The following is a 26,035-nucleotide window of genomic DNA, read 5'->3' as shown; positions in this document are numbered from 1 at the left end:
ATCGGACGGCGGCCGCGCAAGCGGGACTTCAGCGTCCGCCGCCACGCTGCTGCCGGGCGCGCGCCCCGTGCCGCCCTCTCGGGAGCGCGACGGAAGGACCGCGATGCAGGAGACGTACGAGACCCGGGCGCCGGAGCCCGGCGCGGACAAGCCGGATCCGCGGCGCTGGTGGGTGCTCGGGGTGCTGTCCCTCGCCCTCTTCGTGATCATCCTCAACAACGGTCTGCTCAACGTCGCCCTGCCCAGCGTGATGCGGGACCTGGACGCGGGCATCGGCATGACCCAGTGGATCGTCGACGGCTACGCGCTGGTCTTCGCGGCCTGCCTGCTCACCGCCGGCACCCTGTCCGACCGCTACGGCCGCAAGCGGGCCACCCTGCTCGGCATGGCCCTGTTCGGGGCCGGCAGTCTGGTCGCCCTCGCCGCACAGGGCGCCGGTCAGCTGATCGCGGCCCGGGCCGTGATGGGAGTGGCCGCGGCGCTGGTCATGCCGGGCACCCTGTCGATCCTGGTGGACGTGTTCCCGGAGCGGGAGCGGCCCCGGGCGATCGCCGTGTGGGGCAGCACCTCCGCTCTGGGGGTGGCCGCGGGTCCGGTGCTCGGCGGCGCGCTCGCCGCCCACTTCTGGTGGGGCTCGGTGTTCCTGGTGAACCTGCTGCCGGTGATCGCAGTGCTGGTCGCGGGTGTCGTCCTGCTGCCGGAGTCGGCGGCGCCGGTGCCGCGCCCGGCGGACCCGGTGGGCGCCGTCCTGGGCGCGGCCGCCATGGTGGGGCTGGTGTACGGCGCCATCCACGCCTCGGGCGAGGGGTGGACGTCGGCGCCGGTGCTCGGCGCGTTCGCCGCGGCGCTCCTCGCGGGCGGCGCGTTCGCCGCGTGGGAGCGGCGGCACCCGAGTCCGATGGTGGACTTCGCACTGCTGTGCCGACCGGTCTTCCTCGGCGCGAGTGCGGGGAACATGCTGCTGTTCAGCGGGCTGGCGGGCACGCTGTTCGTGCTGACCCAGTACCTTCAATTCGGTCTCGGCTACGGCCCGTTGCGGGCAGGACTCGCGATCGCCCCCATCGCGGTCGCGGTCGGGCTCGGCTCCGCCGTCTCGCCGTGGCTGGCCCGGCGCACCGGACCGCGCGGCGGAGTGACGACGGGCCTCGCAGTGGCCGCCGCGGGCATGCTGACGCTCGCCGCGGCCGACACCTACCCGGGCATCCTGACCGGGCTGACCCTCATGGGCATCGGCGTCGGCGTGGCGCTGTCCCCGGCGACGGACACCGTGCTGGGGCTGGTCCCGGCGGAGCGCTCGGGCAACGCCGCCGCCCTCAACGACACCATGCAGGAGCTGGGCAACGCCGTGGGCGTGGCCGTCGTGGGCACCGTGCTGGCCCGGGGGGCCGACGGACCGCACGGCGGCGGTCCGTCCGGCTTCGAGAGTGCCGCCACCGGGTTCGGCACCGCGGCGGCGATTGTCGCCGCGGGCGCGGTGTTGGCCTGCGTGCTGCTGCCGGGGCCGACGCGACCGGGTCGCGGAACTCCGGTTCGCGAGGGCCCCCGGACGGGCAAGGATGCGCCGGGGGATCCTGCGCACCGGACCGCCGACCGACCCGCCGTGCACCGCTCCTGACCGACCGCACCGATCGTGCTCCGTGCTCCGTGCTCCGTGCTCCGTGCTCCGTGCTCCGTCGCAAGCCTGTCACCAAGACCTGTCGCCGACGCCTGATACCAAGACCTGACTCCGATACCCGTCTCCCCTGCTGATTTCCCTACCCGACTCCACTACCTCTGGGTGGCCACCATGCCTGTCGCCTCACGTTCGTTACTCGGCCGCGTCTTCTACAGCGGTCCTCCGCTCACCGAACTCCAGCAGCACTACGCCAAGGGCGGTCTCATCGACGACCGGGCGCCCGTCGCCGCCTCCAGCCGGGTACGGATCGAGGCGCCTCCGGCGACCGTGTGGCGGCTGCTGCACGACCTGCCGAGCTGGCCTTCGTGGGTGCCGGGGGTCGCCGCCGTACGGCAGGGTCCGGGCGGCACCGTGCCGGACGAGTGGTTCCGCTGGAAGCTCAACGGGATGTCCATCAAGTCGACGCTGGCCGTGGTCGATCCGCGGCGGGAGCTGTGCTGGACAGGAGTCCTGGCCGGCACCCGGGCGGTGCACCGCTTCCGGCTCACCCCCCTCAACGAGGGCCGCGCCACCGAGGTCCTGTCCGAGGAGTCCATCGGCGGCCCGCTCATCGCCCTCTACTTCCCCAGCGACAAGCTGCGCACGGTCCTGCGGAACTGGCTGGGGGCCCTCAAGTCCACCGCAGAGGCGGAGGTGTCCCGGTGAGTTCCACGACGCAGGCGCTCGCCAACAACGACGCCATGCTCGCCGTCCGCTTCCTGCTCGAAGTGGTCTCGCTGGTCTGCTTCGGCATCTGGGCCTGGCGCACCGTGCCGTCGCCGTGGCGCTGGCTGGCGGTGGTCGTGCTGCCGGTGGCCGTCGGCTGGGCGTGGGGCTCCTTCACCGTGCCGGACGACCCGTCGCGCTCGGGCGAGAGCGACATCCACACGCCCGGCCCGATGCGTCTGCTTCTCGAACTCGCCGTGTTCTTCGGCGCGGTGGCGGCTCTCCACCTCGCGAGCCTGCGCCGCGCGGCCCGCTGGCTGCTGGTGGTCATGGTCGCCTACCAGATCCTCGCCTACGACCGCATCGGCTGGCTGCTCAGCCACTGAGAGCCACGCACGTACGACGACGAGGGCGCCCTGCTCACCCAGCAGGGCGCCCTCTTGTTGCTCGTGTTTGGCCTTGTTGCTCGTGTCCGGCAGTCCAGCCGTCCGGCTCAGACGGCCGCCGGCGCGGAGCCGACCAGTTCGCCCACCTCCGGCTCGACGACGGCGTACAGCGTCTCGAAGCCCGACGACAAGAACAGCCGCCGCATCAGGGTGCGCTGGATCTTGCCGCTGGTGGTGCGGCGTACGGTCCCGGGCGCGACCAGGATGATGTTGCCCGCCGGCACCCCGAACTCGGCGGTGACCACAGCCTGGACGCGCTCGACCAGTTCCCGCCCACGCTCCTCGTCACCGCTGTCCGGCCCCGTGATCTCCTGGACGACGACCAGCCGTTCCCGCCCGCCGCGGGCCGACTGCACCGCGAAAGCGGCTCCCGTGCCGAGGGCCGGATCGGCGGAACGGACGGCGGACTCCACGTCGTGCGGGTAGATGTTGCGGCCGTTGACCAGGATCATCTCCTTGAGCCTGCCGCTCACGTACAGGTGTCCGTCGGCGAGCGCGCCGAGGTCGCCGGTGCGCAGCCAGCCGCCGGGCGCTCCCCCGTCGCCGCCGTTGCCGTCGTCGTCGCCGTCGGTGAGCCGGGCCCCGAAGGTCTCCACGGTGGCGTCCGGGCGGGCCCAGTAACCGTCGGCCACGCTCGGCCCGCGCAGCCAGATTTCCCCGACCCGCCCCGGAGCCAGGCTCCGTGCCGTGTCCGGGTCGACGATCCGCACCTCGAAGTCCTCGGCGTGCACCACGCCGCTGCTCACCAGCCTCCGATGCGGATTTCCCGGTTCGGGTGCGGCGAGTTCGCCGGCCTCCAGGGCGGCCGTGCCCACGGTGCGGGTAGCGGGGCGGCCGCCGCGCGGGGTGCCCGCCACCAACAGCGTGGTCTCGGCCATGCCGTAGCAGGGGAAGAAGGCCTCGGGCCGGAAGCCCGCCGGTGCGAAACGCCGGGTGAAGGCCTCGATGGTGTCAGCGCGCACGGGCTCCGCCCCGTTGCAGGCCCGCTCCCAGCCGGAGAGGTCGAGCCGGGCGAGGTCGGCGTCCTTCACCCGGCGTACGCACATGTCGTACGCGAAGTTGGGGCCGCCGCCGATCGTGACGCCGTGCTCGCCGATCATCTCCAGCCAGCCGGCCGGGCGGCGCAGGAAGGCGCCCGGGTCCATCAACGCGGCCCGGGCACCCAACCACAGCGGCTGCAGGACGTGCCCGATGAGCCCCATGTCGTGATAGAGCGGCAGCCAGCTCCCGAAGCAGGACTCGGGTGTCGACTCCAGGGCGCGCTGGATGGCCGCCTCGTTGGCCATCAGGTTCCGGTGGGAGATCATCACACCCTTGGGTGCGCTGGTCGAGCCCGAGGTGTACTGCAGGAAGGCCAGGTCGTCGGGGCGCAGCGCCGGTTCGTGCCACTGCGCCGCGTCACCGACCGGGCCGGCGTCGGTAGCGATGCACGGCACCTGGTGCGGGCCCCTGCCGACCAGCCGGGTGCGCAGGGTGTCGGCGTGGGCGGCGGTGGTCAGGACTGCGCCGATCCGCGCGTCCGCGGCGATGCGGGACAGCCGCTCGAAGTGCCGTTCGCGGTCGGACGGCAGCGGGGCAGGGACGGCCACGGCGCCCGCGTACAGACAGCCGACGAAGGCCGTCACGAAGGACAGGTCGGAGGGGTGGAGCAACAGCACCTGCCGGCCGGCCAGGCCGCGGTGCTGCAGCCAGGAGGCGATGTCCCTGGCCTTGCGGTCCAGTTCGGCGTAGGTGAGCCGGTCGGTGCCGGCAGCGCGGACGAAGGCGAACGCCTCCGCCTCGCCGCGCTCGCCGACCCGCGCCAGCATCCATTCGGTGTACGTCTTCTGACGCTGCATCAGTGCATCTCCTGGGGCGGGTGGGTCAGGCGGACAGGGCACCGGCGAAGACCGGGGCGTGGGCGTACCGGCGGACCAGGGAGGCGAGTTCGTGCAGGAACGTGTCCTCGTGGGCCCGCATGAAGAAGTGCCCGCCGGGCATCACCCGCACCTCGCAGCCGCGTCCGGCATGCCGTCGCCAGGCCACCACCTCCGGCACCGACACCAGCCGGTCACGGGCGCCGATGAACAGGTGCAGCGGCACTCGCACGGACTCGGCGTCGGACGCGAAGGAGGAGGTGCACAGCAGCAGGTCGTCGCGGGCGACGGGCAGCAGCGCGGCGAGGAAGTCGGGGTGCTCCAGGATGACCCGCGGGATGCCGCCCAACTTGGCGAGTCCGGCCACCAGTTCCTCGTCGCTGGCGCCCGGGTCGGCGATCTTCGGCGCGGGCAGATGGGGTGCCCGGTACGAACTCAGCGCCAGGGCGAGCGGCAGCGGGGCGCCGCGCTGCTGGCGGCGGCAGGTGAGGGCGTAGGCGATCAGGGCGCCCATGCTGTGCCCGTAGAACACATGCGGGTGCTCCAGCTCCTCGTCGAGCTGCTCGTCCAGATCGGCGACCAGGGCCCGCAGGTCCCGGAAGCGGGGCTCGTTCATCCGGCCCTCGCGGCCGGGCAGGTGGACGGGCATCACACGGGCCCCGGCGCCGTGCACGTCGAGGCTGCGCTGCCAGCGCCGGTACGCGGACGCGCCGCCGCCCGCGTACGGGAAGCAGAACAGCCGCAGTCCGGTGCCGGCGTCGTCGTCCATGCCGGTCAGGGAAGTCTGGGACAGGTAACGCGTCATTCCGTTCCGCCTCGGGGCTCGTCCGATGTCGGGACGCCCGCCGGGGCCGGCCCGCACAGCGTGGCCGCCGGCGGCCGGCCGGCGGGCGGCGGACGTCCGGGTCCTGGGTGCGGTGAGCCGAAGGGGGCCGGTTGCGGCGCTCCCGGAGGCGAACCGGGTCACACGGACTCGGGCGGATCACCTGCCCGACCGGCCGGACACCTCGACGCACGGTTGAGCAGGCCCCGGCAGGCATGCCACGAGGATGCGGACGACCGCTAAAAAACAGCCAAACCGGCGGCCGGCGAGTCCAGCGCGGGGTCGTCGCGGAGGATGGCGTGATGCAGTCGCTGGAGCCGGTGCGAGGGCTCGATGCCGAGCTCGCTCACCAGCGCGGCGCGCAGCCGCCGGAAGGCCTCCAGGGCCTCGTCGGAGCGGCCGCAGCGGTGCAGGGACACGATCAGCAGGGCGTGCAGGCTCTCCTGGAGCGGGTGACGGCTCGTCATGGCACTGAGCTCGCCGAGGAGTTCGGCCTGCCGGCCGAGCAGCAGGTAGGCGCTGATGCGGTGCTCCAGGGCGGCGCGGCGCACCTCGTCAAGGCGGCGCACCTCGGTCCGCAGCACCGGCCCGGTCCGTACGTCGGCGAGGGCGGGGCCGCGCCACACGTCCACGGCGCGGTCCAACAGCGCCGCCGCCTCGGCGGCCTCCTGCCGAGCCAGGGCCCGCTGCCCGTCCACCGTGAGCCGTTCGAAGGCGCGGGCGTCGGTCTCCGCGCCCGGCAGGTTCAGGACATAGCCGGTGTGCGTACGGCTCAGCAGTTCCTTGGGGCCCGGCCCGTCGGCCGGGTCGAGCACGGCGGCCAGGGCACGCCGCAACTGCTTCACGTACGTCTGCACCACACCCGTGGGCTGGCCGGGAGGCGTGCCGTCCCACAGTTCCCGGACGATGGCGTCCAGCGACACGTGCCGGCCGAGGTTGACCGCCAGCAGTGCGAGCACCTGTCGCGGCTTGGCCGCACTGGGCACGAGGGACCTGCCGTGCATCGTCACCACGAGCGGCCCGAGAAAGCCGACCTCCATCTCCGTTGCTCCTTCCACGCCGTGCAGACCTTCTTCTGTCTCCATGGCGAAGGTCGCATACGCGCCAATCCCACCGACAGGGACAGGCGCATGTGACGGGTGTGAATCGGCGGGGGTACGGCATATGAGATCTTCATGTCGCCCAGCTGGGAGCAGGTGAGAGTGGCCGCTGCGGCACGCCGCTTTGGCCACGAGGAATCACCACGCTCTGGCCACTGTTGTCGGGCACAGCAGGCACCGCAGAAAGCCCCGAGGAGGCCGAACGTGTACGGCGACTCAGCAACGGTCCGCAAGATCCTCACCGAGCTCGGTGACACCTGGGCGGTCGTCGGGCTGTCGACGAACGAGCGCCGGGCGGCCTACGGAGTCGCCGGCGTCCTCAAGCGCTACGGCAAGCGCATCGTCCCGGTGCATCCGAAGGCGGAGACGGTCCATGGGGAGAAGGGGTACGCGTCGCTGTCGGAGATCCCCTTCGACGTGGCGACAGTGCTGTGAGGTGTTGATCCAACGCCTACCAGAAGGCGCGGGTCGACGCGCCCTTCCACTCGCAGCGGAGGCAGTGCCCCGGCCGGAGGAACCGGAGTCCCCTCCGCGTCTGCCAAAAGGTCCATGATCTCTTCCCACAGTCCTGATGCCGCCCAGCGCTGATACCGCGACTGGTAGCCAGTCGATGGCCACGGGTGCCCAGTACGGGCCTTGTGCAGGATCGCCTCCATCACTTCACGATCAGAGAGACAATCCTTGCGTTGCCGTTTGCGGGCGGCGGTCAGAACTGGCTCGATCTTCGCCCACTCCTTGTCGGTGAGAACAGGTACGGGTCGCCCTCGCTGCCGGAACCACCGAGTCAGCGAGCAGTCCGCCTTGCGTACTTTCGGCACCGGTCCCGTAACCATGACTCGGACATCCATCAAATCGAGCACCTCGCGCTGCTGCTCCGGCGGCATGTTGTGCAGGCGGTCCCGAGCCAGTTGTGCCAGAGCTTCGAGGTCCTGGATGCGCTGACTGGCCTCTTCGGCTTCGACTTGCCACGCGAGCACCTCGGATTTCATCTTGACCAGCTGCTCCCGCTCCTCATTCAGGGTCCGGGCCGCCTTTTCGATGGCATTCGCAGGATTCTCCTGCTTCGCCGCAACGACCATCACCGCCGCGATGGCAGCATCCTGAGCCTCGATCTGCCGGTCCAGCTCAGCAATGCGCTGTTCGAAGTTGATCTTCCCGCCGCTGGCCAACCCAGCCCAATCCTCGGCCAAAGCGCAGAGGCGGTCTCGGTCTCCCAGCAAAGTGCAGACTTCCATCCAGATCCGCTGCTCCAGCGAGTCCGCGTGAATGCGGGAACAAGAACAGATCGGCGCCTTGGCATACTTCTCCGTCTTGCCACTGCAGCGGTAGACACGTCCCGACGGATCTTTGCAGCGCACGCCGGTGTAGCGGCCACCACACTGACCTTTGACACGGCCCGACAGCGGATACAGCTGTCGCTGTTCCTTGACCCGGTTCCCCCGCCTGTTGCGTGCCATGGCCACCCGTAGGCGGCCGTGGACGGCAGCCCGGCCACCGTCTGGTCGCCCGCCGCCGAATGCGCCTTTCTCACCGTCGATCTCGGGCGGGGCGGTGCGCGTCGGGACGGTCCGACCGGAGTGGCGGACGCGGCCGCAGGCGTACCGGGTCGAGGTCTCGACGGACGGCCGGACGTGGCACGCGGTGGACGGGAGCGCCGTCCACCTCGTGCGGGTGAATGTGCGCGGGCAGGGAGCCCTGGCGGAACTGGACGTACGTACCCGAGAGGCGAGGGTCCGGCTTGACAACTCGGTTCCGTGTGACGCTCGTTGCCCTACCGTGGGCCCATGGCGCAGCATCACCACAGCGACGGCCCGTGGCGGGTGAGGGTGGACGACGAGGACGGCACGCCCTGCGGCGCCGGTGTGCTGCTCGACGACCGGCATGTGCTCACCTGCGCGCACGTCGTCCGGTACGCCGGGGCGGGCCCCGAGGGCGCCGAAGGCGCCGCGGGCCGGGTGCGGATCAGCAGCGTGGCGTGTCGTCCGGAGTGGACCCGCACCGCCCGGGTCGCGCCCGGGACCTGGGTGCACGAGGACGGCACCCAGCGCGGCGACGTGGCGCTGCTCGAGCTCGACGAGCCCGCCGGGTGCGGCACCCGCACCACACTGTGGAAGGTGCCCATCTCCGGCGGCACGGTGCGCGTGTACGGCTTTCCGCGGGCCGAACTGTTCCGGGGCATGGGCGCCGACGCGCGGCTCGCCGGGTCCGGGGGGCGGCAGGGCGAGTGGGGACTGCTGAAGCGGGAGCGCCTGGGCGATCCGTGGATCGAGCGGGGGTATTCGGGCGCCGGAGTGATGGCACTCGGCGGCGAGTTCGACGGACATGTCATCGGCATCGTCGTGGCCGACTTCGTCGACGGCGACGCCAAGGCCGCCTGGATGCTGCCGACCGAGACGGTGCTGACGTATCTGCCCCGGATCGCGGAGCTGGGGTTCACCGAGGGCGACCCGGCCGACCGGCTGGGCCACGCCCGCAACGAACCGGCCGAGGACGTGCTCGGCGACCCGCTGCGGCTCGCCCTGACGCAGGAGCTGACCCGGCTGCTCGACAGCGACTGGTCGGGCACCGTCGTCGTCGGCACCGGCGGCACGACCGCGGTGGGCGACTCCTGGCTCGTCCGCCTCGTCCGTACGGCCGACCCGGCGGCCCGCGCCATCGTCTCCGACGCCGAACTCACCGACGCGCCCGGCGACACGGTCCTCGGGCTGGGCGCCATCGACGCGGCCTACGACGCGCGCGGCAGGTCGGTCGCCGACGTGTGCGGCTATCTCGCGCGCCGGTTCGGACTGCCGGGCGGGGACGCCCGTGCGGTGGCGTGGCAGCTGCTGCGCCGCAGACCACCGGCGTGTGTGGTGATCGGCGGTGTCGACCGGGCCCAGGACCCACAGATCCTCGTACGGGATCTGCTGGAGCCGCTGGCCGAGCGGGCCCGGTCGCGGGGTCTGCGGCTCGTCCTCGGCTTCGAGGGCGTGCCCCCGGCAGGTCTCGCCCGTGACGTGTCCCTGGACCCGGAGCCGATCGGGGGATCCGCCGTCGGGGGCGTGAGCGCCGGCGTCGTCCAACAGGTCGTCGGCCGGCTCGCCGCCGAGGAGGACGCCGCGGCGGCACTGGAACAGGAGTGGGGGGTACGGTTCTTCGCCGCGCCACGGCTGCCGCAGCGCGCGGCGCCCCGCCTGCGGGTCCGGCTGGCCGTCGCCCGAGTGACGGAGCCCAGCCCGGAGCTCACCGCCGTCCATGACCAGGCCGTCGCGGCACGCACCGCCGTGGCCGCCTTCCACCGCGATCTGCGCAGGCTGATCGGGACTCACCGGGACCTCTCCTCGACCCTGGAACTGCACCGCGTCCGGGCCGCCCGGTACTTCGGCGACGAGGACCGCCACCTGGCGGAGTTCCACGCCCCGGCCGCCCGCGCGCTGCACATCGTGCCGATCGACCTCGCGGCGGCACGCCGGTCGGTCGGCCGGTACGTCGACGAGGTCAACCGCCGTATCGAGGAGGGCTGACACCGTGCCGCTGTGCAACCACCCGGACTGTGGCCGTGGCGAGATCGACGAACAGGGCTTCTGCGACGCGTGCGACCGGCAGCCACTGGCGCGGGACGACGCCGACGCGGCCGTCCCCGTCCCGGAGCCGGCCCAGGGTGCGGGCGTCGGCGTGGCGCATGTGCGGCCGGACCCCTGGTACGGCCTCGGCCTGGTCGACTCCGACCCCGGTCCCGACGCCCCGGACCTGCCGCCGCCGTCCGCGGACCCCGTCCCGGAGGAGCACCGGTTCTGCGCCGCCCCTTACTGCGGGGAGCCGGTGGGGCGCGGTCGCGACGGTGAACCGGGCCGGACGAAGGGCTTCTGCGCGAGCTGCGGCACCTCTTTCGACTTCGGCCGTCCGCAGGGCCTCACCATCGCCGGCCGCTACGCCGTCGAACGCGTCCTCGGCTCGGGAGCGTACGGCACGGCCTACCTCGCCCACGACCGCAACCTCGCCACCCATGTCGTCCTCAAGTCCCTGAACAGGTCGGTCGCCCGGACCGCCCTGCACGAACGGGACGTACTGGTCGGGCTCCGGCACGACAGCATCGTCCGCATGCTGGGCTTCGAGGACGAGGGGCCGCACCTCGTCCTGGAGTACGTCCCGGGCACACCGCTGACGGCGGGCGACGACGACCGGCTGGAGACCCTGCTCGCCCACGGCGTCCGCATCCTCCAGGCGCTCGACTATCTGCACGCCCGGGGGTTGCTGCACTGCGACGTCAAACCCCTGAACATCATGCGGTTCAGGGAGCAGAGCCCGGCGGGGGCGGTGGACCGGGTGCGGCTGATCGACTTCGGCGCGGTGCGCCGCGAGCGGGATGAGGGGCCGATTGTGGCGTACACCCGGGCGTACGCACCCCCGGAGGGCGATCCGGAGCATCGGCGCCCGACCCCGGGCTTCGACCTGCACTGCCTGGGCATGACCCTGCGTGAGGTGTGCCGCGCCCGCTGGACGGACCGTTCGGCGCCGGGCGTCGACTCGCTCCATCTGCTGCTGGAACGCGCCACGGACACCGAGCGGCCGTGGCGGCGGTTCGTGTCCGCGCGGCAGTTCGCGGAGCAGCTCAGCGGCGTCATCCGGCAGATCGTGGCGGCGCCGCCGACGCATCTTCAGGTGGCCCGCCCCTCCGCGCTGTTCGGCTCGATGCCCGAGTCGCTGCACGGCGGTCTCGGGGCGGCCCGGCCGCTCGCCCACTGGGTCGAGGCGCAGCTCGGTGAGGACGCGGCGCTGATCATGCACGCCCCGTTCGCCTCACCCGAGCCCGGCGACGCCGCCACCGCGCTCCCGGCCCCGCTGTCCGACCCCGACGCCCCGGACATGGCGGACTGGACCCGGCGCGCCCTGGCCGAGAGCCGTAGCGCCCTGCACCGCAGGGCCCCGGATCACGCGGAGCGGGCGCTCGCGGCGGCGGGGCTGGAAGAGTGGCACTGGTTGCACGCCTGGTACTCCGGCCTGATCGCGCTGGCCCGCGAGGACGCGGGGTCGGCCGCCGCGGCCTTCACCACCGTACGCAGGGCCGTCCCCGGCGAGTTGATACCGCAACTCGCCCTCGGCCTGTGCGCCGAGCTGCAACGGGACCTCGCCACCGCCCGCTCGCACTACGGCGCGGTCTTCGACACGACCCCCGCGCTCGGCGCGGCCGGCTTCGGCCTGGCCCGGGTCCATCTGCTGTCCGGCGAGCGCACGAAGGCGGTGGACACCGCGGAGCGGCTGGCGCAGGAGTTCCGCTACGAACGCGAGGCACAGGCGGCGGCCGTGCGCCTCAGCGTCATGACCCTGGACGGGCCGGCCCACCCGATACCGACCCACGACGACCTGGAACGCGCCGAGGCGAGACTGAGGAGCCTCGACGTGGACCAGGCGGCGGAGGCGGCGCTGCGCGCCGAGATCCGGTACGCCCACTTCCTGCACCACCGCGACCGTGAGCGGCTCTCCGACGCGATCCGGGAACTCGGCCCGCACGCGCCCACCGAGCGTGAGTACGTCGCACTGGTGGACCTCGCCAACCGGCTGCGTCCCCCACTCCGGTGGAGATGGGCGGGACCACGGAGAAGATCCGGTCATTGGCGTTTCGGAGGAACACCCAGCACGCTAAGCTCCTGATACGCCGAGTGAGGGACTTATCTACACTCCGTCACAACAACGCAGCGACGCGATCGGGGGATTGCGGGTGGGGGACAGCTCGCCTCTGGGGCTCGACTTCGTCCTGGAAGTGGACGCACTCTCGGAACTGGCCCACGACGATCGGCGCGCGGACGCCCTCGTCACCGTCACGGCACGCTCCGCCGGGCAGGAGTCCGCGCAGACGCCGGGCGCCGAAGTCCTCATCATGGACCGGTCGTTGTCGATGTACGGCCGCAAGCTGGACGAGGCGAAGCGGGCAATGTGCGCGGCCATCGACACCCTGCACGACGGCACGTATCTGGGCATCGTCGCGGGCCACCACGAGGCCGAGGTGATCTTCCCGGCCGACGGCGGCCTGGCCCGCGTCACCGCCCTGACGCGGGAGGACGCCAAGCTGCGGGTCTTCGGCCAACTCGCCGAGGGCGGCACGGCGATGGGCCAGTGGCTGAAGTGCGCCCGGGACCTCTTCGCGTCGTCGGACTCCCCCGGCACCGTACGCCACGCCGTCCTGTACACCGACGGCAAGGACGAGCACGAGAGCCCGCAGGAACTCGAGGAGATCCTCACCGCCTGCACCGACCGGTTCGTCTGTGACGCCCGCGGGTTGGGCGACGACTGGCACTACGCCGAGCTGCTGCGCATCACCGAGGCCCTGCACGGCACCGCCGAGGCGGTCCTCACCATCTCCGACCTCACCGAGGACTTCACCCGTCTCATGCACCAGGCGCAGCGCATCGTCGTGCCCCGTGTCTACCTGAGCCTGCGCCTGAACGACCGTTTCCAGCTGGCGTCCGTACGCCAGACGCGCCCGGTCGAGGCGGAACTGACGCCGCGCCGGCGGGACGAGCGCGAGCTGTATGTCCCGCTGGGCGCCTGGTCCCCGCAGACCCGGCAGTATCAGGTCTCCCTCGAGTTCGACCCGCACACCCTCACCCTCGACGAGAAGCTGCGCGCCGCCCGCATCACCCTGCATGCCGAACTCCCCGACGGCACACGCCGGCCGTGCTCCGAGACGGCGGCCATGGTCGTCCGGCGCCTGGCGACGCCCGGCATCGGCATCCCCCGCTCGGCCGAACTCACCCGGGTCGAGGACGAACGCGAGCTCGGCATGGCGATGCGGGCCTGCGCCGACGCCCACCAGGGCGGCGACCTCCCCCGCGCCGACCACGAACTGCGCCTGGCGATCCGCCGCGCGGAGAAGCTCCAGGACCTCGCACGCCTGCGGCTGCTCCGCGCGGTGGCGACCACCGGCCCCGACAACGTGCTACAGGTGCGGCGCGACGTCTCACGGGCGGAGATCCAGAAGATCGGCGTCGACTCGACGAAGACGGTGGCGCCACCCGTGGACGCGGCCGAACTCCCCGTCAGCGACGCCCCGTCGGGGCCACGGGTCTGCCCCGAGTGCGATACACCAGCGGTGTCGCCCTCGGCGAACTTCTGCGAGGAGTGCCGGTACCGATTCGGGGACCCGGCTGTGGACGGTGGTCCGGTGGACGCCCGGTGAGCGGGGCGCGCGGGCTCTCCCGGGCACGGCTCCGGGCGGCTCATCCGGTCGTGGTGTTGCGGTGGCTCAGGGCGGGCGTGCTGGCGATGGTGGCCATGACGGCGCTGCTGTACGTGATGGTGTCGACGCAGGCCGGAGACCAGGTGACCGCGGGCGAGAGCACGGACCGGGCCCTACAGGACATCGCTGAAGCGCAAGACCAGGCCGTCCAGGCGGACAAGGCGCTCAAGTACGTCTCCGAGACGGACGCGGCGCATCTGATCGGCACCGGTGCGGGATTCACCAACGCCACCGCCCGGGTGAGCAGCCTGCTCACCTCGGCGACCGAGGGCAACGCCGCGGGAAAGCGGGGGCTGAACCACATCCAGTTCGTGCAGGGTCAGTTGACGACCTGTGTGCAACGGGCCAACACGGCGGTGCGCGACAGGTCCAGTATGGACACAGCGCGCGATGAGCTGACGCGCGGACGGCAGAAGGGCAGTGACGACAAGGCCGTGGCGTTCACGGGCGGTCTGAGGGCGTCCCTCGTCGATCTGGAAGCCCTCCAGAAGGAGGCCGTCGACGAGCAGCGCGCGTCACGCTGGCTGAACCCGGCCCTCTTCTGGCCCCTGCTCATCGGGCCGGCGGTCGTCATGCTGGCCCTCGTCGGGACGACCTGCCGTATCGTCGCCCGGCACTACCGGCAGTACCCCAGCCCGGCCCTCGCCCTCGCCTGGCTGGCCACCGCGGCGGTCGGCATCGCCACCGGCTTCCTGTGCTCGCGCGACCGGTCCGGCAGGGCCGATCCGCCGGCGCCGGACGAGGCCATGGCGATCATGCTGCCCCTGCTGGCGGCGGCCGGTGCGCTCGCCTACCTCGCCTATCGCCCCCGGCTCGCCGAATACAGGTTCCCGCGCTCATGAGAATGCCGACGATCCCGCTCATCCGCTGCCTCCTGGCCCTCGCTCTGCTCCTGGGCGCGGTCGGGTGCGGTGAGTCGAAGCAGCGGGTGACGATCATGGTTCCCTGGTCCGACGACGAGTTCCGCGCGTTCGACTCGGTCGTCCGGGCCTTCGAGGACGAGCACGACGGGCGCATCGAGGTCGACGTACAGGTCACCCGTGATCTGACCCAGCAGCTCGACGCCGCGGTGGTCGCGGACGCTCCGCCCGATCTGGCGGTGCTGCCGAGCATCGCCGCCCTACACAAGTACGCGGGGGAAAAGCTCAGTTCCCTGGAAGAAATGGACACGAGCTCGTTCGTGCAGCCGTTCCGCGGGCTGGGCATGGAGGGCGGGAAGGTCTACGCGGTCCCCGTCAAGGCCGACGTCAAGAGCCTCGTCTGGCACGGCCCCGACGTCACCGGGCCACTGCCCCGCAGCTGGCCCGCGTTCCGCGACCGCACCGAGCGCTGGTGTCTGGGGCTGGAGTCCGGGCCCGTGTCCGGCTGGCCCGGCGCCGACTGGATCGCGGACATCCTGCTGGCCCAAGAGGGCGTGGCCACGTACAAGAAATGGCTCTCGGGCGGCGCGGACTGGGATTCGAAGCCGATGGTGCAGGCCTGGACCACCTGGCGTGACCTCGTGGAGAAGAGAGGTCTCGACGGCGCCTCGACACGCGAGTTCCGCGCGGCCACCGCCGGAATGACGAAGCCGTCCGCCACGTGTTCGCTGAGCCACGGCGCCCTGTCCGCGACGGCCTTCGAGCAGCGCGATGTGAAGGACGGGAAGTACCGGTTCGAGGCGCCGACCCCCAAGCTGCTCCAGGTCTCCGCGGACTACATCGGCAAGTTCACGAAGGAGGACGACCCGGACAACGCGAGCGCCGACGAGCTGATCGCGTACCTCGCGAGCCCCGAGGGCCAGCGGGCCTGGGTCAACGCGCCCACCAGCTACGCGCTGTCCGCCCACGAGGCGGTGACGCGCTACGACAACAGCACCACACAGCGGGACTTGGCGAGCTTGCTCCGCTCGGACGCGACCCTCTGCTTCAGCGCCGCCGACGCGATGGATCCCGATGTGTCGGCCGCCTTCTATCGAGCCGTCCTGGACTACGCGAGGGGCACGGAAAGGGACCCGACCCGACTGCTGCGCGACCTCGACAACGTCCGGACCACGCCCCCCCGCACCCTCACCGACGACCTCTGCGCCACCCGTACCTGACCCGAACCCCCGTTTTTCCCAAGGAGTCCCCATGGCGGACGCAGTCCAGTTCACCCTCTCCGACGGCACCGTCGTCCTCGTCGCCCCGCCCACCCGCGCGGGTACGGGGGCCGTGGGCCTCGGCACCCGTCTGGAGAGTGCGGCGACCTCATTGCGCGACGCGCTCGCACCGGTCACCGCCGCCGCCTCCGACGTTATCGGCGGCTTCCGTTCCCTGGCCCAACGCCCCGACGAGGTCGAGGTCACCTTCGGAGTCGTCCTGGACGCCAAACTGGGCGCCGTACTGGCTAGCGCCAACGCCACCGCCCACCTGGACGTCACCCTCCGTTGGAAGGATGGGGGCACGCTGCCCCCAGGGGCGGGGGCGGCGGGGCCCTGAGACGGGCGGCCCGGCCAGCTGGGCCATGCAGGCTGCCGACCATCGGGACTTCACCAGCCAGGACCTCGTCATCCTGCTCAACCCATCGACCGACAGAGGCCACAGCGCGCGGCGCTCGCCGCGTCTGCACCGCCCTGAAGGGCAAACGCCCTCCGGTGAATGGGTGAATGGGTGAATGGGTGAATGTAGGAGGCGTACCCGGCCACCACCAACGCACAGCCACGCCTCACCCACAGCTCAAACCGGACACCGCTGCCGACGGCCTCCGACAATGCATCCGGAGACTCCGCGCGCTCCTCTGCCCCGGGCGCTCACCGGGAACCGCCCCGACGACAACGGCGCCGCTGCCGTGACACCACCACCGTCCCGGAAAGCACCAGCTCACGGCTGACGTCGGACCGTACAGATGCTGTCGATGCCCCGTCAGGGGCTCGAATCTGCGATCACGCCCGAAGCCCTACCGCTTCAGCTGTACAACCATCTGGATCACCAGCGCCCCCAACGGTTTTGCCTGTTCCCATGCTCCGTGTCCCCCGCCGGAGATTCCTATCTGCGCGAGAGCGCCCGTAAAGGCTTGGAGCACTCACCGGCCCACTCCCGGGGTGACCGGAACGAGCCGAGATCGCCCCTCCACCGTCACGGTGGCAGAAATCCGCAGATCAGCGCCATCGGCACGACCAGCCATGTTCTGTGGTTCCCGCCGGGTGTCCTCGCTCAGGACTCGAACCTGCGGCCAAGCCTCGCCATCGCCCGATCCCGGTCCCGCCCGCGCCCACCGACAGCCAGCCGCCAGGCTGGCTGCACCGCGCGCCACGTGGCCGCCCCGCCCGGCGAACACCGCCACCCGGCCCGTCGGGCCGGGGTTCGACGTTCTGGCGTTACGTCACGACACGGGTTCAACCGCCGCCCGCCGAGCTCGGGATGCACCGCGATCCAGCACCCCTTCAACTGACACACCATCAGAAATATCCAGCACCGATCCAGCACGGGAAACGCAGCGGGGCCGGACCGCAAACGGCCCGACCCCCCTTGACCTGCATGTTTGCCAGATCGAAAACGATCTACTAACGCAGGCACTAAACGTTGAAGCGGAACTCCACCACGTGCGCCGACACTCTCTACCTTCCAAAGGCTGTCAACGGCCATCTTTGCCACGGCCGCCGTCACAAAGGCGCGTCCGTCCGGCACTCCCAATTCAGAAGCACCGTTGCCCACATCACGAGCACCGCGCCGTGACTAACCGGGACTTCCCACCTGGTCGCGGCATGGTGAAGAGGCACGTCGGGGCCGGCGAGGATGCCGCGGCTGACGGGCCGTTTGAGCGTCGTGCGCGGACTCTCGGTTTGCCGGGCTCGGTGCGGCTGGGGTTACTCCAACGGCACCACCAGTCGGCGCCGTTGCGGCCCTCGCTCCGGGGTGATTGCGATGACGGGAGCATCGGCCCGCTCACTGTCGGGCAGCGAATAGGCGATGTCAGGCCAGTCGTTCGAATCGGCACTGGCCGCCAGGGCCCGGTAGTACACCCTGTCTGCCTTGGCCAGGTAGCTCCAGCAGTATTCGGGGAGCCGGATCACGACTTCGGGACCGACCGCCTCGACCAGCCCCTCCTCCCAACTCCCGTAGCTGTTCTCACTCGTGCGCCCATCCCTGGTGGGCGCGAACAGAACCGGATCGGTGACCACATCGATGGCAACCCAGCGGTTGGCACCGGGCCGGATCACGAACGCCGGTGGGGTGTCGGCGGCTGCTCGGGTCGGTGCGAGCACCGACGGCGCCCGCCGGTCAGTGACCTCCCTGCGCGAGCGGCGGGCGTCCCGCCTGCGGCGCGCAGCGACCCACTGGTCGAACTCGGCCTCGCCCATAACCGCTCCCTCGTACACCCACGATGCCGGCTCGCCGCGCAGGTCTACGTGGACCGTGGTCGGTCCGAGCCCGATGCCGATGTCACCGCCGGCCACTTCCAGGGCCAGCTCCGCAGCTTGTAGCGGAGTCAGGCCGCTGACCTTCAGGTCCGCTGCCCGCCCGGCCATGTGCTGGCTGCGGTTGGCTCCCTCGACCGAGGCGTTGTACGTGGGTGGTCGGTAGGAGGAGGCCAGCGTGACGGCCGCGCCGACACGCTCGCGCATTGCCTGGAGGGTGTTGACGAGTTCGACGGATACCCGTGCGTAGCGGAACTGGTCGGCGGCGTTGCCGACGAACTCTCCGAGGGTGAAGTTGGGCGACAGCTTCTCGTCCAGGCGCCCGGTGGTATCGATCAGCGGGACCACGCCACCGCCGGTCGGATCGGCGTAATCCTCGCCGGCGGTGTCTTCGCCGACCACGGCGAATCGGGCGCCCGACGGGTAAACCGCCTCGCGCACAACCGGGTTGCCGCCACGGCCGCTCGGGCCGCCCGTCACGGTGATGAATGGGGCGCCGGCCGCGGAATCGTCGGGGGTGGTGATCTGGAAGTTGGACAGATCGTTCGCCGAGCGGCCGGACATGGCCCGGTAGTGGAGCCGCTGCCCTTTGCTGAGCCGCCGCCACACGGCTTCCGGCAGTCGGTACGGCGTTCTGGTGAGGAGGCCATCTGCCTGGTAGGAGCTGAAGAAGTTGTCGGCGTTCCGGCGGCCACCATTGCCGGGCTCGTCGAACAGGGCAGGGTCGGTTGCCACCTCGACCGCGTAGACACCATTGCCGGCCAGGTCGATGTCGAACACCGGCGGTGGACCCGCCGCGCTTGCCTGACCACCGACCGGACTGATCGACAAGCGCCTCCCGCTGTCTGTACCCGTACCGCGTACACGCCCCAGGGCCTCGGCCACGGCGGCGTCGGCATCCAGTCGGCCGCAGCCGAAATCCACGCTGTGCCCGTTCACGTCATAGAAGGATGGGTCGCCGATCTTCTCCGCCGTCGAACGCAGGATGTCTCGGACCTCCGCCGCGGCCAGGTCGGGATTGGCGTCCAGGATGAGCGCGGCCGCCCCGGCGACCAGCGGTGTCGCCGACGAGGTGCCGCCGAAGTCGGTCCGGTAGTCGCCGGGGTCCTCCCCGGCCGTGCCGCTGCGGTCGGTGGTGGTGATGTCCTTGATGCCCCCGCTGGACGGAGCGCAGAGATCCACCTCGGTGCCGAAGTCGCTGTAGGGAGCAATGGTGTCGCTGTCCGTCGATGCGGCCACCGCGATCGTGTATGGGCTGGCCGCATACCCGTCCGTGGACATGTCCTCGGCCTCGTTGCCTGCCGCGAAGAAGATCGGCACGCCTTTTTTATCCCGCTTGTCCGTGCTCACCTCGCGCAGCGCCTGCACAACCACATCGGGCGGGAAGTACGGCTGGTCAGGGCCCCAGGAGCAGCTGATCACGTCCGCCCGGCCGCCGGCCCAGAGGAACATTATTGCCTCGTCGATCGCGCTCATGGCGAAGTTGAGGCGCACCGCGAGCAGGCTGGCCGCGGGGGCCGAGCCTGACAGCCGCGCGCCGCGAGCCACGGCCACGCCGGCGCACGAGGTGCCGTGGGTGTCCTCGGGTGTCTTGGGCCGTGCGTCCGTTGAGTTCTCCTCGAAGTCGCGCTGGCCGACGACCTTGCCGATGCTGTTGAACTCGATGTGGTCCACGTCCACGCCGTCGTCGATCACCGCGATGGTTACGCCGTGCCCCTGGAAGCCGTGGTTGCGCCATGCGTCTCGCACCTTGGCCAGGTCCAGGTGCCATAGGTCGAGAGTATGGGCGGCCATACCTTCGCGGCTCTCCCGCTCTGCCAGGGCCGTCGCCCGCGGACCGACCTCGTGGACGATATCGGGGGAGGCCCAGGCCGCACCCTCCTCATCCACCATGCGCAGAGCGAGGGACAGGGTTCCGTAGGGCCCGTCGGTGGCGGCCGCCTCCAGCAGATAGCTGCCCGGTCCGGGAGAGCCGACGCCCAGGACTCCGGCCCGCAGGCGCCTGGCTCGCCGCTCGACCTCGTCGGCCCCGGGGTCGGGGTCGTAATGGGCGGCGACCCGGAGGGTGTGGAAGACGACCTGCGAGAGGTCCTCGCGCAGCCGGTAGACCGGGGAGGCGAATTCCACGTCGTCGTCGACGGCCAGTTCCTGGAACCGGTCCGGCACGACCGTGATCAGCTCTACTCCCAGGTGGTCGAACGACACCAGGGGTTTTGAGCCGATCAATGCCTCGGACCGCCGTACCCGCTGTTCCCTGCGACGATCGGGATTCCAGCGCACGGCTGCCACCCCCGGGATGGCCCGCAACTCGATGAACCGGTCGCCGGATCGGTATCCGGACGGCATGTCGGCGGCCATGGCTGCTCCTTCTTGCTAGGCCGTGGTCTCCCCGACCGCGATGACCGAGGAGGCGTTGAGGTTGTGGTCCCGCCAGTCGGCGTCCGGGGCGGCTCCGGCTTGCGGGCGCACCCGCCAGCGCAGGACGGTGGGGACGACCGCGCCAGTGAGCGGAAGCGTGAAGGTGACCTGGGCGGCGGGGCTCTTGTCGGTGAGCGTCACTGCGGCCGTCTCGCCAGTGCCCGGGAGGGTCAGCTCCACGTCGATCGAGGCCCGGCCGCCATCGGCCAGACGGGTCGTCAGGATCACCAGGATCTCGGCGGCGACATCCTCGATCACAACGCGGGCCTCTTCGACGGTGGCGGGCGCGTCGCCGATGGGTTCGGATGCGGCCACCAGCCAGGGCGCGTCGGCGGAGCCGCTCACCAGGGCCTCGCCCAGAGCGTCGACCACTCGCTGGACGGGGACGGCGATCTCACCCGTCTCGTTGTGCAGTGCGTGGACGAGGACCGGCTGGGCCAGCCTGTTGCGCAGCCGGTAACCGGAGGCGGTGGGGGCGATGTCGACCGGGCCGTCCGGCCACGGCCCTCTGATCCGGCGCAGATCGATGACCAGGTCCGATCGCAGCGAGGTCCGGTCGGCCAGGGTGACCACGAGCGCGCCCTGGATGCCACTGCGTTCGAGTAGCGAGCGCATCACCAGCCAGTCCGGAACTCTGAGGTCGGCCGAGACTCGGATACGGCCGTCGTGGCAAGCGAGCGAGACCATGGCCGAGCCGGCCGGCAGCCCGAGCCAGTGGAACGAGGGTGTCCCGTCAACAAGGCTGGTCGCCCAGTCCAGTACAGGGGTGGCACCACCGCACAGCCGACGCGCGCCAGCCCCCGCCCGGAGCAGGTCTGCCTCGTCCACCTCGGGCTGGAGCATGGCGTCGAACACGATACGCACGTCGGCCGGGTCGGGATCGAGCGCCGCGTGCAGGATCACAGCCGGGTCGTGGGGCTGCTCCGGACGCCGACTCAGCACATAGCGGTCCGGCACCAGCACAAAGCGGTCGGGCTGGGCGAGCTGTCTGAAGACCCGCAGCCCGGGTCGGCGCAGTTCGGGTACCTCGGCCAGCAAACGCTGGTCGACTGCGCCGATCCCGAAGGCGTCCGTGCACCCGACTGACCTGGTCGAGCCATCGGCCAGTTCTTCGACGAAGCGGTCGGGGAAGCGATCGCAGGGCATCGAGATGTCGACGGCATGGACCTGGGGCACGGTGCGACGGACCCTGAATGGGGTCGGACGGAGCTGGACCAGCTTGAGGCTTGGCACTACGACGATGCCTGCCAGTTCGGCCCGCTGGGGGACCGCGATGCGCCAGCCGTGGTCCGAGCGCAGCGTCACCCGCGCCCCCGGAGCGGCTTGGTCGAGCTTCACCGCCGACCGCAGCACGAGTGTGGATGGCTGCTCGACGCGGTCGTCGGGCGCGTCCCAGCCGACTACCAGGTGGGCCACCCGGCAGGTGATCGGCTCACCTCTTGCCAGCGTGGCGTACGCGAGCCGGGTCCACTGATCCGCCAGGGTCACCCGCACCACTAATTGGTCGTCGGCCGCCCTTGTGACAGTACCGGTGAGGAGACGCCGTCCGGTCTGGCCGGTATCGGTGTCGGTGAAGGGCAGTTCGACGGTGGCCTCGGCCCCGTCCAGTGGGACGGGCCGGAACGTCGTGCCGCCTGCGGCTGCCCGAGCGTCGCGCACGGCCGCGGGCTCTCCGAGCGCCAGGGGTACCACCAGTTCACCGGTCAGGGCCGAACGGCCGGATGGTCCGAGGCCGGCCTGGTGAAAGCGGAGTTGCAGATCGTCGGTCCGCGGCGGCCCCGACTCGGCACCGACGACGCGTAACTCGGGGACGTACCAGCGCACATCGGCGTCACGCTGGTCGGGCCACGAGCCGTTGCCCGGGGTGTCCAGGACCGGGCCCGGCTCGGTCTGGACCAGCGGCCGCACCACGGCGCGGCCAAGCCCGATCGGCAGAGGCCGGCCGCCAAGGCGCAGTGCTTCCCTGACGACAGCCGGGTCGGCCTGCTGCACTCCGAGGCCGACGGCCGGACTGGCGCTGAGCCCTGCCGCCTTGACCTGCCTCTCCAGTCGTGTGGGATCGGCCTGTCGGCGGCGTGCACCGGGACTGCGCTCGGCGATCACTTGAAATCCGCCGCCGGGAGCCTCGACCACGAGCGAGACGACGTCGGCGGTCCGCGGTGGCTCCGGATGCGCCTGCCATGTCTCGGCCAGGGCCGTGTCCAGGCGGAGCTCGGCCCGCTGGGCGATCGATACGGTCGAGGCGGTGTCGAGAGGCCACCCGATCGGGGGTCCGGCCGACAGCCGCCATGTGTCCGCTTCCTCGGGAATCCGATCGGCGATGGCGACCAGCATCGGAGCGACCAGTTCCGCGGCGGCCCGTATCAGGCCGTCGTCCTCCACCGCTTCGCCGCTCAGCTCGATACCGCCTCGCCGGTACAGGGCGGCGAGCGCCCTGGTCAGCTGATCGCGTCCGAAGCGGCGGTCGGGACCGGCCAGGGCGCGCAGCTCCTCATGGACGTCGGCCCAGCTTCCGGCCACCTGGACCTTCACGGTCTCGTAGCCGAGGGCGTATCCGACCACGGCGGACAGGGTCAGACCGGTCGGCCCGCCAGCCAGCGCGCGCAGGGCCAGCCGGGTCGCCTCGGCACCCAGGGTGGCCTCGAGGTTCCCGGCCAGGCGCTGGTCCAAGCCGGCCTCCGCGAGTGGTGGTTCCCCCTGGGCGTCGTGATCGGCCAACTCGACCCGGCCGTCGAGCGGGACTAGGGCCTCCACCTGCTCCCCGAGAGCCTCGCGCAGTCCGCTGAGCTCCTCGGGTCGCAGGTCGGCACGTACGTCGAGCCGGAGCAGGGCCCGGTCGACCAGGCCTGCGATGTCGGTTTCCTCCGGTCGGGGGCGGCGCCGAAGGACGACGATGAGCCCGGCCGGGACGGGGCGCCCCGGGTCGAGGCGGACGCCGTCGAAAACGGCGCGGGTGGGCGCACCGGCCTGTGAGGGGAGCACCAGGCGCGCCCGGCCACGGCCGTCCGCCAGTGGCACCGATCGTGTCTCGTGCGTTCCGCGGTGGCCGGCACCACGATCACCGGTGGTCAGCATCGTCCCGCCTTCCGGGAGGTCAGAGTTTGTAGCCGGACACCGGTGGCGTGGCGCGCGGTGCTCGCCTGGCCTCCCTGACCGGGCGGCTGACCGGCCAGGTACTGCTGCCGTCGGTCCCGGTCGGTATCCGGCCGTTGCCGTTACCGTTGCTGCCGACCGTCCCTGTTCCTGCCCCGGCACCGGCCGGAGCCTCGCCGTCCTGGGCCGGGAGACCGTCGTCCACCGCTGTCTCAGCCGGATCGAGGCCGGCCCGCAGCGCTCGCGCTTCCCTCTTGGTGAGACTGCGGCGGGTCACGCCCTCGCCATCCGGATCCGGGATGGTGACCGTGAGCACGTCGCCACCGACGGCAGTGAGCCAGGGCCCGGTCCAGTCCTGGCCGCCAGGCTTGCCGAGCGGGGCCAGGACCATGCAGCGCACGCGGTAGTCGAAGCGGGGCTGGTAGTCGGGCTGGCCGGTGTAAATACGCAGTCGGCGCGGCTCTGACTGGTCGTTCTCGTTCCACATGAACCGCTGCGTCGGCCGGTCGGCCCCTCGGATGGTTTTGCCGTGCGGCCGGATCTCGACCTCGACGCGCTCGTTCGAAGCGCTCAGGTACGCCCCGAGGAAGAGCGTGACGTCCAGCATCCCGTCGTTGGAGCGCACGTCGACCGCCATCTCGGAGGTGGGCGTGCCCCCTTGCGGGTCGAGCCTCATCTGGTCGGTCTCGACGATCGTGCGGTTGTTCAGGTTGCGCCCGGTGGCCGAGGACTGGTCGAAGAAGACACTGCGGCGCAGGTAGGTGACGTCCGGCTGCCAATCGGCGGGCGGGGCCTTGGCCTCGCCCGGACGGAGCTGGACCCACTCGGGTATCCAGTTCTGCTCCGGCCCGCCGCCACGCGTGAACTCGGTGCCCTTCCACGCCAACGTGGTCTCGGTGCTGGGGTACCCGAACTCGACGACCATACGGGCGGCAGGGTCCTCCTCGCCGAAGACGGGACGCACGATGCGGCGCAGCTTGGTGCCGAGGTTGCCGAGGATCACCCGCTGGAAGTATTTGGACTCCTCGTCCGGACTGGCCTTGATCCGCCTGCGCAGGCCCTCGAGCTGGCTGGAGATGGTGTCCGGGTAGTTGTACTTGAAGATCCGCTCCTCCTCGTAGCGAAGGTCGAGGTCGATCTGTTTGCGGACCAGTTTGAAGGCGAGCCCGACGCTCCACGGGCCGGGACGGCTCTGGGCCTCGGCGGCCTTCTCGTCGGGCGCGGCCGGTTCGAAGATCGTCTTTTTTGCTGCTTCCAGGAACTGATTGACAATCAGGTCCTTGTCCTCCTCCATCTGCTTCTGGATTTCGGCCGCGTTGGGCACCGTCGTATCCACGACGACCCGAACCGTGAGCGCGCCACTGCGTCGCAGGTTCTCCACCTCCGCCGAGATCTCGGCGGAGAAGAACAGGTAGCTGCCCTTGGCCTGGCCGCTGAAGTGTTCGTAGACCTGGCGCCAGTTGCCGTGGATGGAGATGGTCGCCGCGGGTGTGGCCATCGGGATCAGGAGGTGCTGGCTGACCGTGAACGGCGTCGCCCCGCCGTGCAGGGCAGTCCATACCAGTTCGGACGGGATCATCCCGAGCAGACCGCCGTACGCGTTCTCACCGCCGGTGGTCGAGCCGGCGCCCTGCCCGTCGAGCTGTACATGCCAGGCGCCGAGCTCACGTTCGCGGCTGCGGAGGTCCCGGCCGTGGCGGATCCCACGCCGGGTGATCAGTTCCCGCTCCCCGCGGGGCGCGGCTCCGCCGCCTGCGCCGTCGTCCGGCCGGAGCGGGCTTGCGTCAGGGGCCAGACTCGAGATCGTGGTCCTGTTCTCGTTGATCGGAACCATGGTGATGTCGGGCCGCCGGTTCTGGTTCGACCAACGCCACAGTGGGTCGTTGTTGCCCCTGATGCGCTCGTGCAGCTGGGCCTCGGCCTGCTGCATCACGGCTGGAGGGGGCTGGCTGGTGGTGGTGAAGGCGAGCAGGCCGCCGACGGTCTCCAGCTCGGTCTCGACCCCGACGTTGGCGTCCTCGGTCAGTACCCCGGCGAAGTGGACGTGGCTGAACTTGTAGTCGCCGGTGTCCGGGAACTGCGCCAGGCGGAGTTGCTGGGGCGCCCAGTAGTACTTCGGCGCCTGGCCCGCGTTCTCCAGTTCGGTCTGCATGATGTCCGGGTAGAACCGGATCGCCCAGCCCTCTCCGCTGGAATTGTCCGGGATCACATATTCCTGGAACCCGCCGTGACGGGCCGGACCCCCCTGCCCCACCATGTCGTGCTCCTCTCCTCGCTGGCCGTCGTTCGTCGTGACTTGTCGCCCGACCGGGAGCCGCCGATGGCCGGCTGAACCGACCTGCGACCGTGCCCCGGACGGAGCCCTCTCTGCCTCCTGGTGACGAC

Annotated in this window: 16 protein-coding genes and 1 pseudogene; 10 read left to right on the top strand and 7 right to left on the bottom strand. The window is 71.2% G+C overall.

Features of this window, described 5'->3' with window-relative positions; all coding sequences use genetic code 11:
* Positions 1 to 103 precede the first annotated feature (103 nt).
* The 3 genes from IEZ21_RS38520 (at position 104) to IEZ21_RS38510 (ending at position 2,706) form a co-directional block, all read left to right on the top strand.
* Positions 104 to 1,615 carry an MFS transporter gene (locus IEZ21_RS38520; protein ID WP_189326480.1) on the top strand — a complete coding sequence of 504 codons (1,512 nt, stop codon included), beginning with the start codon at positions 104 to 106 and terminating at the stop codon, positions 1,613 to 1,615.
* A gap of 171 nt (positions 1,616 to 1,786) precedes the next feature.
* Positions 1,787 to 2,320 (top strand): SRPBCC family protein, encoded by a 534-nt coding sequence (locus IEZ21_RS38515; RefSeq protein WP_189326479.1) that lies wholly within the window; start codon positions 1,787 to 1,789, stop codon positions 2,318 to 2,320.
* On the top strand, positions 2,317 to 2,706 hold the full coding sequence (locus tag IEZ21_RS38510) for a YrdB family protein (protein ID WP_246568589.1): 390 nt from the start codon (positions 2,317 to 2,319) through the stop codon (positions 2,704 to 2,706). The genes IEZ21_RS38515 and IEZ21_RS38510 overlap by 4 nt, the downstream gene beginning before the upstream one ends.
* Before the next feature lie 107 nt (positions 2,707 to 2,813).
* Here the strand turns inward: IEZ21_RS38510 and IEZ21_RS38505 are convergent, their stop codons facing one another.
* The 3 genes from IEZ21_RS38505 to IEZ21_RS38495 all read right to left on the bottom strand — a co-directional run bounded on the left by IEZ21_RS38505 (position 2,814) and on the right by IEZ21_RS38495 (position 6,530).
* Entirely contained in the window at positions 2,814 to 4,604 is a 1,791-nt protein-coding gene (locus IEZ21_RS38505) for a fatty acyl-AMP ligase (RefSeq protein WP_189326478.1), read from the bottom strand.
* 25 nt (positions 4,605 to 4,629) lie between these two features.
* Positions 4,630 to 5,427, bottom strand: a complete 798-nt coding sequence (locus tag IEZ21_RS38500; RefSeq protein ID WP_246568587.1) for a thioesterase II family protein — start codon at positions 5,425 to 5,427, stop codon at positions 4,630 to 4,632.
* Positions 5,428 to 5,684: 257 nt separating this feature from the next.
* Positions 5,685 to 6,530, bottom strand: a complete 846-nt coding sequence (locus IEZ21_RS38495) for an AfsR/SARP family transcriptional regulator (RefSeq protein WP_246568586.1) — start codon at positions 6,528 to 6,530, stop codon at positions 5,685 to 5,687.
* Between the two features lie 219 nt (positions 6,531 to 6,749).
* Here IEZ21_RS38495 and IEZ21_RS38490 point away from each other — a divergent pair.
* Positions 6,750 to 6,974, top strand: a pseudogene (locus tag IEZ21_RS38490) (CoA-binding protein); the annotation flags it as partial.
* On the opposite strand, the gene IEZ21_RS38485 reads toward IEZ21_RS38490, so the two are convergent.
* Entirely contained in the window at positions 6,872 to 8,002 is a 1,131-nt protein-coding gene (locus IEZ21_RS38485) for a transposase (RefSeq protein ID WP_189326477.1), read from the bottom strand. The pseudogene IEZ21_RS38490 and the gene IEZ21_RS38485 sit on opposite strands and share 103 nt — an antisense overlap.
* Before the next feature lie 327 nt (positions 8,003 to 8,329).
* Here IEZ21_RS38485 and IEZ21_RS38480 point away from each other — a divergent pair, with 327 nt between their 5' ends.
* From IEZ21_RS38480 to IEZ21_RS38455, 6 genes are all read left to right on the top strand, one after another.
* On the top strand, positions 8,330 to 10,048 hold the full coding sequence (locus IEZ21_RS38480) for a trypsin-like peptidase domain-containing protein (protein ID WP_189326476.1): 1,719 nt from the start codon (positions 8,330 to 8,332) through the stop codon (positions 10,046 to 10,048).
* 4 nt (positions 10,049 to 10,052) lie between these two features.
* Positions 10,053 to 12,176, top strand: a complete 2,124-nt coding sequence (locus tag IEZ21_RS38475; protein WP_189326475.1) for a tetratricopeptide repeat protein — start codon at positions 10,053 to 10,055, stop codon at positions 12,174 to 12,176.
* A 67-nt stretch (positions 12,177 to 12,243) separates the two neighbouring features.
* Positions 12,244 to 13,701: a vWA domain-containing protein gene (locus IEZ21_RS38470; protein ID WP_189326474.1), complete on the top strand. Its 1,458-nt coding sequence runs from the start codon at positions 12,244 to 12,246 to the stop codon at positions 13,699 to 13,701.
* Entirely contained in the window at positions 13,698 to 14,603 is a 906-nt protein-coding gene (locus IEZ21_RS38465; RefSeq protein WP_189326473.1) for a hypothetical protein, read from the top strand. The genes IEZ21_RS38470 and IEZ21_RS38465 overlap by 4 nt, the downstream gene beginning before the upstream one ends.
* Complete coding sequence (locus IEZ21_RS38460; protein ID WP_189326472.1) at positions 14,600 to 15,841, top strand: ABC transporter substrate-binding protein; 1,242 nt, start codon at positions 14,600 to 14,602, stop codon at positions 15,839 to 15,841. The genes IEZ21_RS38465 and IEZ21_RS38460 overlap by 4 nt, the downstream gene beginning before the upstream one ends.
* 31 nt (positions 15,842 to 15,872) lie before the next feature.
* Positions 15,873 to 16,220 (top strand): CU044_2847 family protein, encoded by a 348-nt coding sequence (locus IEZ21_RS38455; RefSeq protein WP_189326471.1) that lies wholly within the window; start codon positions 15,873 to 15,875, stop codon positions 16,218 to 16,220.
* 1,367 nt (positions 16,221 to 17,587) lie between these two features.
* On the opposite strand, the gene IEZ21_RS38450 is transcribed toward IEZ21_RS38455, so the two are convergent.
* Genes IEZ21_RS38450 through IEZ21_RS38440 form a run of 3 tightly spaced genes read right to left on the bottom strand, consistent with a single transcriptional unit; the run spans position 17,588 to position 25,907 of the window.
* A complete protein-coding gene (locus tag IEZ21_RS38450; RefSeq protein WP_189326470.1) occupies positions 17,588 to 20,497 on the bottom strand; it encodes a S8 family serine peptidase in 2,910 nt (969 codons plus the stop codon).
* A gap of 15 nt (positions 20,498 to 20,512) precedes the next feature.
* Positions 20,513 to 23,632, bottom strand: a complete 3,120-nt coding sequence (locus tag IEZ21_RS38445) for a hypothetical protein (RefSeq protein WP_189326469.1) — start codon at positions 23,630 to 23,632, stop codon at positions 20,513 to 20,515.
* 19 nt (positions 23,633 to 23,651) lie between these two features.
* On the bottom strand, positions 23,652 to 25,907 hold the full coding sequence (locus IEZ21_RS38440; protein WP_189326468.1) for a hypothetical protein: 2,256 nt from the start codon (positions 25,905 to 25,907) through the stop codon (positions 23,652 to 23,654).
* Positions 25,908 to 26,035 lie beyond the last annotated feature (128 nt).

The organism is Streptomyces flaveus, assembly GCF_014647675.1.
GTDB classification, from domain to species: domain Bacteria; phylum Actinomycetota; class Actinomycetes; order Streptomycetales; family Streptomycetaceae; genus Streptomyces; species Streptomyces flaveus.
The sequence above is the reverse complement of the archived record's forward strand: the minus strand, read 5'-3'. Positions and strand labels throughout refer to the sequence as shown.

Bases quoted from the DNA above. Each gene is read 5' to 3' on its own strand.
- IEZ21_RS38480 (WP_189326476.1), top strand. From the start codon at position 8,330: ATGGCGCAGCATCACCACAGCGACGGCCCGTGGCGGGTGAGGGTGGAC.
- IEZ21_RS38495 (WP_246568586.1), bottom strand. From the start codon at position 6,530: ATGGAGACAGAAGAAGGTCTGCACGGCGTGGAAGGAGCAACGGAGATG.
- IEZ21_RS38505 (WP_189326478.1), bottom strand. From the start codon at position 4,604: ATGCAGCGTCAGAAGACGTACACCGAATGGATGCTGGCGCGGGTCGGC.
- IEZ21_RS38515 (WP_189326479.1), top strand. From the start codon at position 1,787: ATGCCTGTCGCCTCACGTTCGTTACTCGGCCGCGTCTTCTACAGCGGT.
- IEZ21_RS38440 (WP_189326468.1), bottom strand. From the start codon at position 25,907: ATGGTGGGGCAGGGGGGTCCGGCCCGTCACGGCGGGTTCCAGGAATAT.
- IEZ21_RS38450 (WP_189326470.1), bottom strand. From the start codon at position 20,497: ATGGCCGCCGACATGCCGTCCGGATACCGATCCGGCGACCGGTTCATC.
- IEZ21_RS38485 (WP_189326477.1), bottom strand. From the start codon at position 8,002: ATGGCACGCAACAGGCGGGGGAACCGGGTCAAGGAACAGCGACAGCTG.
- IEZ21_RS38500 (WP_246568587.1), bottom strand. From the start codon at position 5,427: ATGACGCGTTACCTGTCCCAGACTTCCCTGACCGGCATGGACGACGAC.
- IEZ21_RS38460 (WP_189326472.1), top strand. From the start codon at position 14,600: ATGAGAATGCCGACGATCCCGCTCATCCGCTGCCTCCTGGCCCTCGCT.
- IEZ21_RS38445 (WP_189326469.1), bottom strand. From the start codon at position 23,632: ATGCTGACCACCGGTGATCGTGGTGCCGGCCACCGCGGAACGCACGAG.
- IEZ21_RS38520 (WP_189326480.1), top strand. From the start codon at position 104: ATGCAGGAGACGTACGAGACCCGGGCGCCGGAGCCCGGCGCGGACAAG.
- IEZ21_RS38455 (WP_189326471.1), top strand. From the start codon at position 15,873: ATGGCGGACGCAGTCCAGTTCACCCTCTCCGACGGCACCGTCGTCCTC.